Here is a 16001-nt window from a genome sequence, read left to right on the forward strand (position 1 = left end):
TCTTCAATGTCTTTCGATACAAGCCCGAAAAAAAGCCTCACAGCCTTAAAGCTGTGGGGCTTTTTCATATCTGCAGGATCGTGCAGAGCGGCTAGATCTCCTTGACCGGCGTCTCCCCCCGCACAGCCTTGATCAGCCCGATCACATGCATGCAATCCGCCTTGTTCACATACGACTCGCCACTGGCGATGGTCTCGTGGTTACCCGCTCTCAGTCTCCAGCGCCATTGTCCTTTGCCGGTGCTCGGGGTGCCTCTGGATTGCCTGTAAATCTCGAAATACATTCAGTTCGCTCCATGCGATTCATTGTGCGACAGCCGCTGTGGCGCATGGTCGCAAGCCTAGCGCAGACGGTTTTTTTGGCTATCGGACATTTGTTTCCAATCGTTCGCGGATGTTTCTGAAGGACGTGGGCTAGAGCGCAGCAATAGGCCTGTGGATTGGCCAAAATGACGCCGTCTGATCCTTGCAACACCGTCGACGCTGCTGCTTAATACGGGACGGCTCATGGCGTCGAATATCGTTCGGCGACCGACAAACACTATAAGAAGAGCACTCCTTTGACTGAGCACGGAACGCAACAGGCCGGGCGGGTGACGTTATCGCTGGTGGTCCCCGTTTTTAACGAAGAGGACGGCCTCGACACGTTTCTACGGCGCATCAATGAAGTCTTTCAGACGCAGGCGTTGATCGACCTTGAACTGGTATTCGTCAACGACGGCAGTACCGATGCCACGCTTGAGCGCCTGCTCGAACATCAGCGGGACGATGCGCGTCTGCGTATCGTCGATTTGAGTCGCAACTTCGGCAAAGAAGCAGCGTTGTCCGCCGGTTTGCAGATCGCGACCGGGCAAATCGTGGTGCCGATCGACGCTGATCTGCAGGACCCGCCCGAGGTCATTGTGCAGATGATCGAGCGTTGGCGAGAAGGTTTTGAAGTGGTGCTCGGTCACCGCATCAGCCGGCGCAGCGACACCTGGGCCAAGCAGACATCAGCGCACTGGTTCTACCGCCTGCACAACAAGATCGCTGAACAGCCTTTGCCCGAGAATGTCGGCGATTTTCGTCTGATGGATCGCTGCGTGGTGGATGCCTTGCTGACCCTGCCGGAGTCCCGGCGCTTCATGAAAGGCCTGTTCGCCTGGGTCGGCTTTCGCACCACTCACGTCGATTACGAGCGCCCGGAGCGCGTGGCGGGGCAGAGCAAGTTCAATGGCTGGCGCCTGTGGAACTTCGCGCTGGAAGGCATCACCAGTTTCAGCACTGAACCGTTGCGGATCTGGACGTATGTCGGCGCACTGGTGTCGCTGGTGTCATTTGCCTTCGCCATATTCATTGTCCTACGCACGCTGATTCACGGTATCGACATGCCCGGTTATGCCTCGCTGATGGTGGCCGTGACCTTTCTCGGTGGACTGCAATTGATCGGCATCGGTGTGCTCGGTGAGTACCTGGGCCGCACGTATATCGAATCCAAACGCCGGCCGGTTTTTCTGGTGCGTCGCGTCTATGACCCCAAGGACTGACACATGGATCTCAAGGAAACCGACATCCTCGGCGACGCCATCAACGAGCACTGGTATTACTGCTCCAAAGCCGCCGCCACCCGGCGTTTGCTGGGAAATGCACCCATCAGCCGAATCCTCGATGTCGGTGCCGGCTCGGGATTTTTCTCCCACCATTTGCTGACGCACACCGATGCACGCGAAGCATGGTGCGTGGATATCAGCTACCCCGCCGACTCCAGCGCGACCACCGCCGGCAAACCGGTGCACTACCGTCGCGGGATCGAAACCATCGAGGCCGATCTGGTGTTGCTGATGGACGTGCTGGAGCATGTCGATGATGACCTCGGTCTGCTCAAGATGTACGTCGACAAAGTGCCATCGGGCAGCCGGTTTCTGATGACGGTACCGGCATTCCAGTTCTTGTGGAGTGGCCACGATGACTTTCTTGAGCACAAGCGCCGTTACACCCTGGCGCAGTTCGAAACCCTGGCGCGTGATGCCGGTTTGACGGTGCAGCGCGGTGCCTATTATTTCGGCGCGGTGTTTCCGATTGCGGCGGCGTTGCGCTTGCTGCCGCAAGGCGCGCAAGCCCAGCCGCCGCGTTCGCAACTCAAGCGTCATCATCCGCTAGTGAACGGTGTTCTCAAGACGCTATGCAGTCTTGAACTGCCGTTGATGGGCATCAACCGTCTGGCCGGTTTGAGTGTTTTCGTGTTGGCGCAAAAACCGTGACCTCAACCGAAAAGTCAGCGCTGCTCCAGCGCGGTTTGCGCTTTGCTGTGACCGGTTTGTTTGTCACGGCTCTGCATGCGCTGGTGGCGGTGCTGTTCATCAACTTCATTACTGCGCAACCGCCGCTGGCCAACGGCGTGGCGTTCATCGTGGCGACGGTGATGTCCTACGTGATCAATACCACCTGGAGTTTCTCGGCACGTTTGCATGGCAGAACGTTACTGCGTTTTCTGCTGGTGTCGGCGTGCGGGTTTCTATTGGCGATGCTGGTCGCCTGGGTGGCGCAGATGGCCGGGCTGCACTATCTGCTGGGCATCGTTGCGGTGGCACTGACGATTCCAGCGTTCACCTTTGTCTTGCACAATTTCTGGACTTATCGATGAAGGCTTCACCAAACCATCCTGCGCTGGGCGTGTTGCCTTTACTGCTCGGCGTTCTGGCATTTTTCTGTGTGATCGGGCCGCAAGCGCTGGATCCGCAAAACATTGCCTGGCTGGAGCAGGGCGATCCGGCGACGCATTATCTGGGCTGGGAATATTTTCGCCATTCACCCTGGACCTTTCCGCTCGGACTCAACCCTTCCTATGGTCTGGAGCTGGGCAGTTCAATCATCTTTTCCGACTCCAATCCGCTGCTGGCGTTGCTGTTCAAACCGTTCAATGCGTGGTTGCCGGCGACCTTCCAGTATTTCGGTCTGTGGCTGCTGGCGTGTTTCGTGCTGCAAGCCTGGTTCGCCTGGAAACTGCTGGGGCTGATGACCGGCAATCCGCTGATTCGTTTGCTGGGTACCGGTTTGCTGGTGGTTTCACCGCCGATGTTTCTACGCATGGGCGGACACCTTTCCCTGTCCGGGCATTTTCTGATTCTGGCGGCGCTGTACCTCGCGTTGTTGCCGAACCTGTCTCGACGACGCCTGGCCTGGGGCGCGTTACTCGCGGTGACGGCGATGGTGCATGCGTACCTGCTGGCGATGGTGGCGCTGATCTGGGTAGCAGATCTGCTCGGCAAAACTTTCAGCCAACAACTGACTCGGCGTCAGGGGCTGCTTGAAGGCGTTTCGCTGTTTGCCGTGGTGAGTGTGTGTTGCTGGCAGGCCGGTTACTTCGCCATTGCCGACGGCGGGCAATCCGGCGGTTTCGGGTTGTACCGGATGAACCTGTTGTCGCCACTCGACCCAGCGGGCTGGTCGTTCATCTTGCCGGATCTGCCAAAAGCCAGCGGCGATTACGAAGGCTTTAATTATCCGGGGCTGGGTGTGCTGTTGCTGGTGCCGTTGGCGCTGATTGCCTTGCTGAGAAATCGCCAGCCGCTGAAGGATGAGCTTCGCGTTCGCCCTTGGCTGTTGCTGGCGTTGATCGGTTTATCGTTGTTTGCGCTATCGAACCAGATCGGTGTCGGCGCGCACACGTTCAGCTATCCGCTGCCGAAAATCGCCCTCAAACTGGCCAATATTTTTCGCGCGTCGGGGCGGATGTTCTGGCCCGTGTTGTACGCGCTCATCCTGATGGTGATGTTCCTGCTGGTACGCGGTTACCGGCCACGTATCGTCGTCGCGTTGTTGGCACTGGCATTGACGATACAGATTGTCGACACGCGCAACGGCTGGATGGGCTTGCGCAACAGCAAAATGATGACGCCCGCCGCAGAATGGCCAACGCCGATGCGTGATCCATTCTGGGTGAGTGCGGCGGCGCATTACCCGAACGTGCGCAGTCTGATGCCACAGAATCAGTCCGAACGCTGGCAAGTGATTGCCGATTTCGCTGCGACCCATGGTCTGAAAACCGACGCGGTCTATCTGGGACGCATGAGTTCAACAGCGCTGGATCAGGCTCGGCAGAAAACGCAGCACATGCTCGAATCAGGGCAATACGATGCCGACTCGTTGTACATCCTTGACGACTTCGTGCTGGCCGATGCCGCCAGATACGTCAACAGTGAAACGGATCTGCTGACCCGAGTGGATGGCCTGGTGGTGCTGGCGCCGGGCTGGAAGCGTTGTTCGCAGTGCCTGAGCGTGCCTGATGAAGGACGCCGAATGTCATCGCTGGCACTGATGCGTCCCGGTCAGGCGCTGATCTTCAACTACTCCGCCCGGCAGTTGACCAGCGGTTGGTCGACCCCGGAAAACTGGGGTACATGGTCGGCGGGGCAGCAGGCGCAGGTCGACTTGCGGGTGTCACCCGAGGCGCGTTCGATTGCGCTGGAGGTCATGGCATTCGTTTTGCCGCAACACCCGGCACAGCGAGTGATTGTCAGTTTGAATGGCGAGCAGGTACTGAGCACGCGGCTGGTGCAACATCAGGATAATCATCTGGAGATCCCTATCAGTCCTGCGATCCGTCAGCATCTGGCAGACAATGATCGCCTGACGATCGAGCTGCAATTGCCCGACGCCATCAGCCCTGAACAACTGGGCATCAATGACGATTCACGGGTCATGGCGCTGGGCTTGAAACGCCTGACGGTGAACTGACGCAGCGTGGTGATGGACGCCGGGGCCCCGGCCTTTCTACACTGCCGGTATTCCGGGGGGCAGGGGGCAATGGATGAACCGCAATGAACTACGCAAGGCTGACATCAACCTGATGGTGGTGTTCGAGACCTTGATGCTCGAACGCAACGTGACCCGGGCGGCCGAGAAGCTGTTTCTCGGCCAGCCGACCATCAGCTCGGCGCTCAATCGCTTGCGCACCATGCTCAATGATCCGCTGTTCATCCGCGTCGGCCACCGCATGGAACCGACCGCCCGCGCCGAAGATATTTTCCGCCATCTCAAACCTGCGCTGGATTCGCTGTCGGTGGCGCTGAGCCTGACCCGCGATTTCGATCCGGCCGTGAGCACCATGACGTTTCGCATCGGTCTGTCCGATGACGTCGAATTCGGCCTGTTGCCGCCGCTGTTGCGTGCGCTGCGCCAGGAAGCGCCGAACGTGGTGTTTGTGGTGCAACACGTCGATTACTGGCGCATCCCCGATCTGCTCGCGGCGGGCGACATCACGGTCGGCATCAGCCAGACCCGAGGCTTGCCGGCCAATGCCAAGCGCAAACTGCTGCGGCACATTCAGCCGAGCATCCTGCGCGCCGACGCCAGTGATACACCGCTGACGCTGGATGAATATTGCGCGCGCCCCCATGTACTGGTTTCGCACACGGCCAACGTCAGTGGTTTTGCTGATGAGTGGCTGGCCGAACTCGGTCGTACTCGCCAAGTGGTGCTGTCGGTGCCGCAATACAGCGCGTTGCCGGCGCTGCTGGCGGGCACTGACTTGATTGCCAGTCTGCCGGATTACGCGGCGGCAGCCATGGCCACTTCCGGATTGCTGTTTAAGGAGCCGTTTCCGTTTAAAACACCGACGCTGGATTTGTCGATGGTCTGGCTCAGCCACGTCGACAGCGATCCGGCGGAGCGCTGGTTGCGCTCCAGGCTGGAGCAGTTCATGAGCGAGCGGCCACTGACGCCATCCTGAGCCATAACACACACTTTGTGGGAGCGAGCTTGCTCGCGAAAGCGGTGTATCAGGCACCTTAAGTGTCGCTGAACGATCGCATTCGCGAGCAAGCTCGCTCCCACATTGATATGTGAAAGTCCCCGGGAAGGTAGGGCAGAGCTGTGCTATATGTACGACCTTTCTGCCAACTGACTGGGGACCTGCAATGCCACACCTGCACATGGAATACACCGCCAACCTGCCGCAGTTGAACGCCGATGTCGCGTTGATGCGGCTCAACAACACCCTGGTGGGCTCTGGTCAGTTCGCGGCGGAGTTCGATATCAAAAGTCGTGCGGTGAAAGTCGAGACCTTCAAGGTCGGAACCGCCATGGCCGAGCGCGCCTTCGTCTATGTGAAGCTGGCGCTGCTCAGCGGGCGTTCGCCGCAGATCAAGAAGCAGTTGTCAGAGAGCCTGTTGGCAGTCTTGCAGGACCTGTGCGAATGGCCGGCCGGTGTCGAGGTGCAGCTGTGTGTCGAACTGGTCGACATGGATCGCGAGTCCTACAGCAAAACCGCGATTGGCGTGTAGGACTCAGGCCGCTTCGAGTTCGCTGCACACCTTGACCACCTGCTCGCGCAACCACAGATTGGCGCTGTCCTGATCAACGCTCTGGCTCCATTGCATGTCGAGGGTAAAGCCCGGCAAGCCATTTGGCGCCTCGCAGTGATTGAACACCGCCTCGTTGGTCAGTAAACGCTGGATACGGCGCGGCAGGGTGAGGATGAAGTCGGTCCCCGTGATCATTTTCAATGCCGCGCTGTAGCTGTTCGAGCGCGCGACGATCTGACGCTTCTGCGCCTGCCGCGCCAGCCAGCCATCGACCATGTTGGTGGTCGACGTCCATGGCGTCGGGAACACGTGCCGGCGTTCGGTAAAAGCCTGCAGGCTCAGGCGTGGCTCCAGTGGCGTGGCGCGTTTGTCGAAGACGCAGACCAGATCGTCCTCCAGCAGCATTTGTGATTTCAGGTCAGCGTGATGACGGTGGAAGTTGGGGCCGAAGCTGATCACCAGATCGAGGCTGCCGTCGCGCAGCTCATCCGCCGGGACATCGGTCTCGAACTTGTGCATGTTGACCATCACCGGCAAATCATCGAAATCGAAACGCTTCAGCAGGCGCGGCAGAATCAGTTGCTCGAAGTATTCCGGGGCGCAGATGTTGAAGGTGACGGCTTGTCGGGTCGGGTCGAACGTGGGGGCACCGGCGTGGCACAGGTTGATGCTTTCGAGGATCTTCTGCACATGCCCGTACATGGTGCTGGCCTTGTAGGTCGGACGCATGCCGGTGCGGGTGTTGATAAACAGTTCGTCTTCGAAACTGGTGCGCAGTTTTTTCAAACAGTAGCTGACCGTGGACTGGCTGACGAACAGGGTTTCTGACACATCGGTGACGCTGCTCTGCTCATAAACAGCGACGAACACCATGAGATCCTGCATGTCGAGCTTTCTAAGCAAGTTACTGTTCAGCATCCGTTCCGTCTCGCTGTGCTCCTTGCGCTGAATCCGCGCAAACGTGTGCGAATGATCCTAACGGAACGATGGTGCCAGGACAAAGCCCTGTAGGACGTTTCACAGTCAGTTGTGGGACAGAAAGTTTTAGTAACACGACGTCTCGGGGCAAACCGCAGAAAGATGGCCAGAGGCCTTTAGCCCGATCAGGAAAAGTGCCTCGCGTAATGCCGGGGATCGAAGCGCCATACCATCAACAGCATCACCACCATTACCGCGGTCAACGACCACCACGCCCACTCGAAGCTGCCCAGTTGATCGCGGATCATTCCAGCCAGCAGCGGCGAGAGACCAGCAATCAGATAGCCAATGCCTTGCACAAATGCAGTCAGGCCACCGGCACGTTGCGGGTTGTCGAGATGATCAAGCGAGACAATCAGGCTCATCGGGAACAACCCGCCAATGCCCAGCCCCAACAGGCATGGCCACAGCAGGCTGAATTGTTGCGGGCTGAGGATCAGGCCGCAAAATCCGCCGATGATCAGAGCCAGTAGCGTCATCAGAATCACACGCCGATCCCGGCTGCGATTGGCGATAGCCGGAACCACCAGACCGGAAATCACCTCCATGGCCGTCAGCAAACCCAACAGCAGCCCGGCGTTCTGTTCGCTCCAGCCTTTTTCCACGTAGTACGGCGCGAGCCAGGCCAGCACGCAGGTATAGGACGCTGTCCCCAGACCAAAGAAGAGGGCCAGCAACCAGGCACGGGAATACTTGAAGAACGAATCCTTGCCGGCTGTCGCCGTCACCGTGGAGGACAGCTGGTTGCGTTGCGGCCACCAGAACAGCAGCGCGATGAATGCCAGGATCGCCCAGATCGCCAAACCGCCGCGCCAGCTCCCGGTTTGCAGCATCACCAGCGGTGCGAACGAGGCCGCAATGGCCGCACCAGCCATGATCGACGTGACATATAAACCCATGCACAGCGCGACATTGTCGGCGAAGCGCGATTTGATCAGCGTCGGCATCAATGCCTGAATCAACGCAATGCCGACGCCAGCCAGCACCGCGCTGACGATCATTTCGGCTGCCGATTCGATAAACAGCCGCGACAGCGTCGCCAGGCCAATGATCAGCAAGGACAGCAACACCGTCCGTTGTTCGCCCAGCCGCTGACTGATGCCAATGCCGAAAAACATCGCCAGACCCATCGCCATCACTGGCAGCATGGTCAGCAGTGACGCGACGCTGAAACTCAGCGGGATGTCAGTGCGAATGGCCGACAGTAACGGACCGAGCGCCGCCATCGATGGACGCAGATTGAGGGCGACGAGCATGATCGCGAGCATCAACCAGACAGCGGGGCGAGCGGTAGCGCGGACGTTTTCCATCATCAGACCTTTGGGTGGGGCAGATGATTAAGCGCGGAGCGGTCTGGTCCGGGCAAACCAGAAAACCCACAGCAGTATTTAAAAAGTCGATATTCCCACTCTCTGTGGGAGCGAGCCTGCTCGCGAAAGCGGATTGTCTGTCGGCAAAAGTGTTGAATGTGCCGGCCTCTTCGCGAGCAGACTCGCTCCCACAATGGACAGCCGTGCTGTTTTTCTGAATAAAACCCGAACCATTCTCAAATACGTCACACGTTTCATCGCTTTGCCGAAAGCCAACTAATCGTTGGCGTCTTTTTCACAAAAAATTGATGGTTGCCTGCTTAAAGTTTCTCGTGCCTTAGTTAATGAAATTTTCACAATTGAAATTTCTGTCATTGACCGAGGCTCTTCTTTTCAGGAATCGCCCATTTCTATGTTGAAGTTAAAAGCCGTGCGCCCGGAATGGGTGACGTTGATTGCCAGCGCCTTTCTTTTAATTGGCTGCAATTTTGTCCTTTGGCAGCACCTGTTCGAGATCACCGCCGCCGATGGCAAGGACATCGCCATGCGCGTGGCGTTCGGGGTGATGATCCTTGCGGCATTCAACATCGTGCTGACGCTTCTGGCATTCCGTCCGTTGCTCAAGCCGCTGTTGACCCTGATATTTCTGATCAGCGCCGGCGTGGCTTATTTCATGAGTCAATATGGCGTCATGATCGATGCCGGCATGTTTCGCAACTTTGCCGAAACCAATGCAACGGAAGTGCGTGATCTGCTCTCGTTGAAGTTGTTTGCTTATATTCTGTTGCTCGGTGTATTACCGTCCTGGTTGTTGTGGAAAGTGCCAGTCAACTATCGTCGATGGCACCGTGAGTTAATCAGCAAAGTTATTGTCGGTGTTGCTTCTGTGGCGGTGATTGGTGGGGTGGCGCTGGCCAACTATCAGGGCTTGTCATCGCTGTTTCGCAATCACCACGAAATTCGCCTGATGCTGGTGCCGAGTAATTACATCGGTGCTTCGGCGGGTTATCTACGTGAGCAAGTGGTCTCGGCGCGGCAGCCATTCATCAAGATCGGCGAGGACGCCGAGCGCAATCCGGATGTGAAGCTTCAACCGCGTAAATCGCTGACCGTGCTGGTGGTGGGTGAAAGTGCCCGGGCGGAGAACTTCGGCATCCTCGGTTACCACCGTGACACCACGCCGACACTCGATAAGGAAGCCGGCCTGATCGCTTTCACTGACGTGCATTCCTGCGGGACGGAAACGGCGGTATCGGTGCCGTGCATGTTCTCCAACATGGGCCGCAAGGATTATGACGCCAGCAAGGCGAAGAATGAGGAAGGCCTGCTCGATGTGCTCAAACGTGCCGGTATCGATGTGATCTGGCGTGACAACCAGTCCGGCTGCAAAGGCACTTGCGACCGGGTCACCCTGCAAGATGTCAGCAACCTGAAAGACCCGGCGCTGTGTGCCAACAGCGAATGCCGCGACGAAATCCTCCTGCAAGGTCTGCAAAGTTTTATCGACCATCTGGACAAGGACACCGTGCTGGTTTTGCACCAGATGGGCAGTCACGGCCCGGAATACTTCAAGCGTTATCCCAAGGAATACGAGCACTTCACCCCGGTGTGTGAAAGTAACGCGCTGAACAATTGCAGCCGCGAAAGTATCGTCAACGGTTACGACAACACGCTGGTGTATACCGATCACGTGCTGTCGAGCCTGATCGATGTATTGCGCATTAATCAGGACAAAGTTGATACCGCGATGTTGTACCTGTCGGACCACGGTGAGTCGCTGGGCGAGTACAACTTGTTCCTGCACGGTACGCCTTACATGTTGGCGCCAGAGCAACAAAAGCATGTAGCGATGCTGGCGTGGTTCTCCGATAACTATCAGAAGGCTTATTCGGTCGACACGCATTGCCTGCAAATGAGCCGCGACAAACCACTGAGCCAGGACAACCTGTTCCACTCGATGCTTGGCCTGCTTGAGGTCAGGAGCAAGGTCTATCAGCCGGGTCTGGACATGTTTGCCGGTTGCCGTGGTGCGGTGATCGACGGCGTACTCGCCAAGGACTGAGGCCAATCGGCTCCGTCGTTCTGATACGACGGGGCTTTCTGCTTCTTTTGTCAGACTATTCTTGCTCTCTGGCAGGACATTTCGTTACAGCTCTTGCCCTTCACAGGCGCGTAAATCGCCAGTGGCGATATATACTGCGCGCCATTCTTCAAGGGAGAGCCGTGTGGCCATCGATATTCACTGGATTCGCGACAACGAAAGCCTCGCGCAGTTTTGCGCCGAGTGGCAGCAGCTGCCGTTCGTTGCCCTCGACACCGAATTCATGCGGGTCGACACCTTCTACCCGATTGCCGGCCTGTTGCAGGTGGGCGACGGCAAACGCGCCTACCTGATCGATCCGCTGACCATCAATGCCTGGCAACCGCTGGCTGCGTTGCTGGAGAACCCGGCGGTACTCAAAGTCCTGCACGCCTGCAGCGAAGACCTCGAAGTGCTGTTGCGCCTGACCGGCAGCCTGCCGGCCCCGATGTTCGACACGCAACTGGCCGCCGCTTACCTGAACCTCGGGTTCTCGATGGGTTATTCGCGACTGGTGCAGGAAGTGCTCGGCATTGAACTGCCGAAGGGCGAGACCCGTTCCGACTGGTTGCAGCGTCCGTTGTCCGAGACGCAAATCAGCTACGCCGCCGAAGATGCCGTGCATCTGGCGGAGGTTTTCGTACAGCTGCGACCGAAACTGTCTGACGACAAATTCGCCTGGGTGCTGGAGGACGGCGCTGAGCTGGTCGCCAACCTGCGCCGTGAAACCGACCCGTACGAGGTCTATCGCGAGGCCAAACTGGCGTGGAAACTCTCGCGTGCGCAACTGGCGGTTCTGCGTGAACTGTGCGCCTGGCGGGAAAAGGAAGCCCGCGCCCGCGATCTGCCGCGCAACCGCATCGTCCGCGAGCATTCGCTGTGGCCACTGGCCCGCACGCAACCGGACAACCTCGCGGCGCTGGGCAAAATCGAAGACATGCACCCGCGTACCGTGCGTCAGGACGGCCAATTTCTGCTTGATCTGATCAAGCGCTCTGGCAGTGTGGGGCCTGATCAATGGCCGCCCGCCGTAGCGGAGCCCTTGCCGATCGAAGCCGCCGCGTTGATCAAACAATTGCGCGCATTGGGCCAGGCTGAGGCCGAGCGCCTGGGCATTGCCCCGGAACTGATGCTGCGCAAGAAAACCCTCGAAGCCCTGGTCAAAAGCGGCTATCCCGAGGGTCCTTACCAATTGCCTGAGTCGTTGCGTGGCTGGCGCCGCGAACTCATGGGCCAGAAGCTGCTCGACAGCCTGGCCACCGCCGGAGAACAGCCTTGAAACGTATTTGCTCTATTTACCAAAGCTCGAAGCGCAAGGGCATGTATCTCTATGTGCTCAAGAGCGATGAGCTGGAACGCGTGCCCGAGGCCCTGATGGCGGCTTTCGGCAAAGCCATATTTGCCTTCAGTCTGGTGTTGACGCCTGAGCGCAAACTGGCCAGCGAGGACATCGTCGTGGTCCTGGAAAACCTCGACAAGCAGGGCTACCACCTGCAAATGCCGCCGGCCGAGGACGAGTACATCGAGCACTTGCCCGAAGAGTTGCTGCGACGCAACGACCCGGTCTGATCTGCGCGGCTCTGTTCTGAGTCTCGGTTTACCCTGGAACTGTTTTTACCGCGATGGCCGGCTTAATCCGGCGGCCGTCTGCACGGTTTGCGAAAGGTTTGAAGATGCGCGTTCTGATTGCCGAACACGACCACGCGATATACGCCCGGCTGCTGCGTCAGGCAGCACCCGAGCTTGAAGTACTGACCAGCGGCGACTCCGCCGAGCTGGCCCGTCAGGCCGCCGATTGTCCGGTGTGGCTGGGGCAGCCGGATTTGCTCGCGACTCTGTTGCGCCAGGGGCACCAGCCACAATGGCTGCAATCGACCTGGGCCGGTATCACACCTTTGCTCGCTGACGGCTTGCGCCGCGATTACCGTTTGACCCGTGCAGTGGGGATTTTCGGTCAGGTGATGGCCGAGTATGTGCTGACCTACATTCTTGGCCATGAGCGCGAAGTGCTGGCGCGACTGGTCAGCCAGGTCGAGCGTAAATGGGACAACCGCAGCGGCCAGAGCCTGGTCGGGCGCAAAGTGCTGATCGTCGGCACCGGCGATATCGGCCAGAGTGTCGCGCAGTTCCTGCTGCCGTTCGGCATAGAGCTGTACGGGATTGCCAGCAGCGCCCGTGAGCAGGCGCCGTTTGTCGAGGTCGGTTCGATGGCTGATCTGCCGCGACTGGTGGGTGAAGTGGATTACGTGGTCAATCTGCTGCCGAACACCGAACACACCCACGATATCTACGACGCGGCGCTGTTCAAGCAATTCAAGCCAACCGGGTTGTTCATCAACGCCGGGCGCGGTGTCGCGGTGGTCGATGCCGACCTGGTGGAAGCGTTGAAGGAAGGCCATCTGGCGGGGGCGGTGATCGACGTTTGCCGTCAGGAGCCACTGCCGCAACGCCATCCATTCTGGACCGCTTGGGGCTTGCTGCTGACCGGGCACAGTTCGGCGCCGACGTCACCGGCGTTGATGGTGCAGCTGTTTGTCGAGAACCTGAAGGCGTATCAAGCGGGTGAAGCGTTGCGCGGGGAAGTGGATTTCAACCGCGGCTACTGACACACCACAATCAATGTAGGAGTGAGCCTGCTCGCGATGGCGGTGTGTCAGACAGCATTAATGTCGACTGACACGGCCTCATCGCGAGCAGGCTCACTCCTACACTTGGTTTTGCGCTGTGGCTTAGAGGGTGAAGTCGCCTTCCGCCGCCAGTTCATTCAGCGGGCGGCGCGGGCTCGGCTCTTCACGGGCCTGCAGGTATTCAGCCAGCGTTGCCTTGTCACCGAGCTTGCCGACGGCAACGGCCGCATGCAGCGCATAACCTTCAGGAATGTTCAGCTCCTTGCGCGTCAGTTCCTGATCGAACCCGGCCATGCCGTGGGTGTGCCAGCCACTGAGGCTTGCTTGCAGCGCCAGATGGCCCCACGCCGAGCCGGTGTCGAAGGTATGCCACAGCGCCGGGGTTTCTTCAGTGGCGCCTGGTGCAGTGAAGGTGGTTTTCGAAATCACGATTACCAAGGCCGAGGCATGCTGCGCCCAGCTACGGTTGAATTCGTTGAGCAGACCCAGATAACGCTCCCAGTTTGGCGTATCGCGACGCGCATAGAGGAAACGCCAAGGCTGCGAGTTGTACGCCGAGGGCGCCCAGCGTGCGGCTTCGAAGAAGCTCAGCAGGGTTTCTTCCGGGATCGCTTCGCCAGTGAAGGCGCGCGGCGACCAGCGGTCGGTGAATTGCGGGTGAATGGCGTAATCGGCAACGCGTGGGTTGGCACTCATCAAGAGATTCCTTGCTACGTTTGAGTCAGGGATTTGAATGAAAACCCGGCGGGATCAGTTGCGCTGAGCGATGGGGTTTTCCGAGCCTGAGGGTTCACCACAATGCAACGCGGTCGAGCGTTAATGGCTTGCGGGCAAGGCTCCTTGCGACTGGCAAAGCTACGCGCCGCCACAAAAACTGACAAGCCCCGCGCAACCGGCAGTCGCCGGCGCTTGGCCCGCAAGGCCTTGGGCACTAGACTGGCGGCCTTTTCACCACCTGATGTTGATGCTTGAGCCATGGCCGCCAAAGTCGAACCGTTCTGGAAACGCAAAACCCTCGATCAACTCGATCACCAGGAATGGGAATCGCTGTGCGACGGCTGTGGGCTGTGCTGCCTGCAAAAGCTTGAGGATGAGGAGGACAACAGCGTTTATTACACGCGCATTGCCTGCAAACTGCTGGACCTGAAAACCTGCCAGTGCAGCGATTATCCGAACCGCATCAAGTTTGTCCCGGACTGCATCCAGCTCACCCCGGGGCAGGCCGAAGAGTTCAAATGGCTGCCGCCGACCTGCGGTTATCGACTGGTCAGCGAGGGCAAGGATCTACCGTTGTGGCACCACCTGGTCTGCGGCGATCGCGACGCGGTGCACCACGAGCGGATTTCCCAGTCAGGGCGCATGCTCGCCGAAGGCAGCGTGCCGGAGGATGACTGGGAAGATCACCTGATTTTCCGCGCGGGCTGATACCTGCTGATTCAAGCTTTACCAAGGAGTGCGTATGGCTGTCGGATTGCAGCGAGCGTTGATGATGGCGCTGCTGGCGCTAAGCGCCCCGGTGTGGGCCGCGAAGAAAGTCGATCTGGATTATCACGTGCGCCTGTTGCCGCAAAGCGATCAGGCCGAGGTGCGCCTGACCCTGGGCAAAGGCGAGGCGGTGCGCAGTCTCGATTTCGACCTTGGCGACGGCAGCCATTACAGCGACTTCAAGGCAGACGGCCAATGGCTGCTGACCCCCGGCAAAAACGCCCGGGGCGTCTGGCGCCCGACCAGTGACAAGGCCAGCCTGACTTACCGCGTGCGCATCAGCCACGGACGCAAGAACGGCAGTTTCGACACCCGCATGACCCCCAGCTGGGCATTGATGCGTGGCGATGAACTGGTGCCGCCAGCCAAACTCGATCAGCAGGACGGCACCGAACTGGTCGCGCGCCTGCAATTCGAATTGCCCGATGGCTGGAAAAGTATCGAAACCGCCTGGCCGCGTATCGGCAAGAACAAATTCCGCATCGACAACCCGTCACGCCTGTTTGATCGTCCGACGGGCTGGATGCTCGCCGGCCATCTCGGCAGCCGCCGTACGCGCCTGGGCGAAACCGAAGTCACCGTGGCTTCGCCGCAAGGGCAGGGCATGCGCCGGATGGACGTGCTGACCCTGCTTACGTTCGTCTGGCCGCAGGTGCAGGCGGTTTATCCACGCCATCCGGCTAAACTGTTGATCGTCGGTGCCAATGACCCGATGTGGCGCGGCAGCCTCGGCGCACATGAATCCATCTACGTGAACACGCGATTGCCGCTGGTCAGCGAAAGCGGCAACAGTGCGCTGGTGCGCGAGCTGGCGCAGGTGTTCGGGCGGATTAACGACGAGCAGCGCAGCGACTGGATCAGCGAGGGTTTTGCCGAGTATTACGCCATTGAACTGGTGCGCCGTGCCGGCGGCATGAGCGATGAACGTTATCAGGCGCTACAGACGAAGCTGGCCAGGGACGGCCAGAAAGTCACGACGTTGCGCGGCGAGCAGATCAGCCCGGCGCAGGTGGCGAAAGCGGTGGTGCTGTTGCAGGAGCTGGATGGCGAGATTCGCCTGAAGACACGCAACAAGCGCTCGCTGGATGATGTGTTGCGGGGGGCGATGCATTTGGGGACAGTGAGCACCAAGGAATTTGTGCAACTGGCCGAGAGCGTGCTCGGCGAGTCCTCGAAAGTCCTTGATACCGCGTTGCTTCAGTGACACCGCTATCGCGAGCAGGCTCACTCCTACAAGG

Annotated in this window: 16 protein-coding genes; 12 read left to right on the forward strand and 4 right to left on the reverse strand. The window is 59.0% G+C overall.

What is annotated here, in order from left to right; all coding sequences use genetic code 11:
• Positions 1-91: 91 nt before the first annotated feature.
• Complete coding sequence (locus AB4O11_RS15565; protein ID WP_093438287.1) at positions 92-283, reverse strand: YegP family protein; 192 nt, start codon at positions 281-283, stop codon at positions 92-94.
• 276 nt (positions 284-559) lie between these two features.
• Here AB4O11_RS15565 and AB4O11_RS15570 point away from each other — a divergent pair, with 276 nt between their 5' ends.
• The 6 genes from AB4O11_RS15570 to AB4O11_RS15595 all read left to right on the forward strand — a co-directional run bounded on the left by AB4O11_RS15570 (position 560) and on the right by AB4O11_RS15595 (position 6262).
• Entirely contained in the window at positions 560-1525 is a 966-nt protein-coding gene (locus AB4O11_RS15570; protein ID WP_460090125.1) for a glycosyltransferase family 2 protein, read from the forward strand.
• A 3-nt stretch (positions 1526-1528) separates the two neighbouring features.
• Positions 1529-2239 carry a class I SAM-dependent methyltransferase gene (locus AB4O11_RS15575; protein WP_093438280.1) on the forward strand — a complete coding sequence of 237 codons (711 nt, stop codon included), beginning with the start codon at positions 1529-1531 and terminating at the stop codon, positions 2237-2239.
• The gene (locus tag AB4O11_RS15580; RefSeq protein WP_093438275.1) at positions 2236-2622 is read left to right on the forward strand and encodes a GtrA family protein; all 387 of its coding nucleotides are present in this window, start codon (positions 2236-2238) and stop codon (positions 2620-2622) included. Before AB4O11_RS15575 ends, AB4O11_RS15580 begins: the two co-directional genes overlap by 4 nt.
• Positions 2619-4715, forward strand: a complete 2097-nt coding sequence (locus AB4O11_RS15585; RefSeq protein ID WP_460127406.1) for a DUF6311 domain-containing protein — start codon at positions 2619-2621, stop codon at positions 4713-4715. The genes AB4O11_RS15580 and AB4O11_RS15585 overlap by 4 nt, the downstream gene beginning before the upstream one ends.
• Positions 4716-4788: 73 nt before the next feature.
• A complete protein-coding gene (locus AB4O11_RS15590) occupies positions 4789-5709 on the forward strand; it encodes a LysR substrate-binding domain-containing protein (RefSeq protein WP_093438267.1) in 921 nt (306 codons plus the stop codon).
• A gap of 187 nt (positions 5710-5896) precedes the next feature.
• Positions 5897-6262, forward strand: a complete 366-nt coding sequence (locus AB4O11_RS15595) for a 5-carboxymethyl-2-hydroxymuconate Delta-isomerase (RefSeq protein WP_093438263.1) — start codon at positions 5897-5899, stop codon at positions 6260-6262.
• Between the two features lie 3 nt (positions 6263-6265).
• Here AB4O11_RS15595 and AB4O11_RS15600 read toward each other — a convergent pair whose 3' ends face one another.
• Entirely contained in the window at positions 6266-7201 is a 936-nt protein-coding gene (locus AB4O11_RS15600; protein WP_093438259.1) for a LysR family transcriptional regulator, read from the reverse strand.
• Positions 7202-7386: 185 nt separating this feature from the next.
• Entirely contained in the window at positions 7387-8571 is a 1185-nt protein-coding gene (locus AB4O11_RS15605) for a cyanate transporter (protein WP_460127408.1), read from the reverse strand.
• Positions 8572-8983: 412 nt separating this feature from the next.
• On the opposite strand from AB4O11_RS15605, the gene AB4O11_RS15610 reads away from it, so the two are divergent.
• From AB4O11_RS15610 to AB4O11_RS15625, 4 genes are all read left to right on the forward strand, one after another.
• Positions 8984-10633, forward strand: coding sequence for a phosphoethanolamine transferase (locus AB4O11_RS15610; RefSeq protein ID WP_460127410.1), 1650 nt, complete (start codon positions 8984-8986; stop codon positions 10631-10633).
• A gap of 163 nt (positions 10634-10796) precedes the next feature.
• The gene (gene rnd / locus AB4O11_RS15615) at positions 10797-11930 is read left to right on the forward strand and encodes a ribonuclease D (protein ID WP_093438244.1); all 1134 of its coding nucleotides are present in this window, start codon (positions 10797-10799) and stop codon (positions 11928-11930) included.
• Entirely contained in the window at positions 11927-12220 is a 294-nt protein-coding gene (locus tag AB4O11_RS15620) for a YcgL domain-containing protein (RefSeq protein ID WP_093438239.1), read from the forward strand. The genes rnd and AB4O11_RS15620 overlap by 4 nt, the downstream gene beginning before the upstream one ends.
• 104 nt (positions 12221-12324) lie before the next feature.
• A complete protein-coding gene (locus AB4O11_RS15625; protein ID WP_034153168.1) occupies positions 12325-13257 on the forward strand; it encodes a D-2-hydroxyacid dehydrogenase in 933 nt (310 codons plus the stop codon).
• A 123-nt stretch (positions 13258-13380) separates the two neighbouring features.
• On the opposite strand, the gene AB4O11_RS15630 is transcribed toward AB4O11_RS15625, so the two are convergent.
• On the reverse strand, positions 13381-13974 hold the full coding sequence (locus AB4O11_RS15630) for a nitroreductase family protein (protein ID WP_186622705.1): 594 nt from the start codon (positions 13972-13974) through the stop codon (positions 13381-13383).
• Between the two features lie 279 nt (positions 13975-14253).
• Between AB4O11_RS15630 and AB4O11_RS15635 the strand changes: the two genes are divergently transcribed.
• Together AB4O11_RS15635 and AB4O11_RS15640 are read left to right on the forward strand one after the other, a co-directional pair.
• Positions 14254-14703 carry a YcgN family cysteine cluster protein gene (locus AB4O11_RS15635; RefSeq protein ID WP_093438229.1) on the forward strand — a complete coding sequence of 150 codons (450 nt, stop codon included), beginning with the start codon at positions 14254-14256 and terminating at the stop codon, positions 14701-14703.
• Between the two features lie 34 nt (positions 14704-14737).
• Positions 14738-15967, forward strand: a complete 1230-nt coding sequence (locus AB4O11_RS15640) for a hypothetical protein (RefSeq protein ID WP_460090129.1) — start codon at positions 14738-14740, stop codon at positions 15965-15967.
• Positions 15968-16001 lie beyond the last annotated feature (34 nt).

The organism is Pseudomonas sp. H1_D05 (assembly GCF_054682705.1).

Coding starts and splice junctions, on each gene's coding strand:
- AB4O11_RS15595 (WP_093438263.1), top strand. CDS start 5,897: ATGCCACACCTGCACATGGAATACACCGCCAACCTGCCGCAGTTGAAC.
- AB4O11_RS15610 (WP_460127410.1), top strand. CDS start 8,984: ATGTTGAAGTTAAAAGCCGTGCGCCCGGAATGGGTGACGTTGATTGCC.
- AB4O11_RS15630 (WP_186622705.1), bottom strand. CDS start 13,974: ATGAGTGCCAACCCACGCGTTGCCGATTACGCCATTCACCCGCAATTC.
- AB4O11_RS15605 (WP_460127408.1), bottom strand. CDS start 8,571: ATGGAAAACGTCCGCGCTACCGCTCGCCCCGCTGTCTGGTTGATGCTC.
- AB4O11_RS15640 (WP_460090129.1), top strand. CDS start 14,738: ATGGCTGTCGGATTGCAGCGAGCGTTGATGATGGCGCTGCTGGCGCTA.
- AB4O11_RS15585 (WP_460127406.1), top strand. CDS start 2,619: ATGAAGGCTTCACCAAACCATCCTGCGCTGGGCGTGTTGCCTTTACTG.
- AB4O11_RS15565 (WP_093438287.1), bottom strand. CDS start 283: ATGTATTTCGAGATTTACAGGCAATCCAGAGGCACCCCGAGCACCGGC.
- AB4O11_RS15635 (WP_093438229.1), top strand. CDS start 14,254: ATGGCCGCCAAAGTCGAACCGTTCTGGAAACGCAAAACCCTCGATCAA.
- AB4O11_RS15600 (WP_093438259.1), bottom strand. CDS start 7,201: ATGCTGAACAGTAACTTGCTTAGAAAGCTCGACATGCAGGATCTCATG.
- AB4O11_RS15625 (WP_034153168.1), top strand. CDS start 12,325: ATGCGCGTTCTGATTGCCGAACACGACCACGCGATATACGCCCGGCTG.
- AB4O11_RS15575 (WP_093438280.1), top strand. CDS start 1,529: ATGGATCTCAAGGAAACCGACATCCTCGGCGACGCCATCAACGAGCAC.
- AB4O11_RS15590 (WP_093438267.1), top strand. CDS start 4,789: ATGAACCGCAATGAACTACGCAAGGCTGACATCAACCTGATGGTGGTG.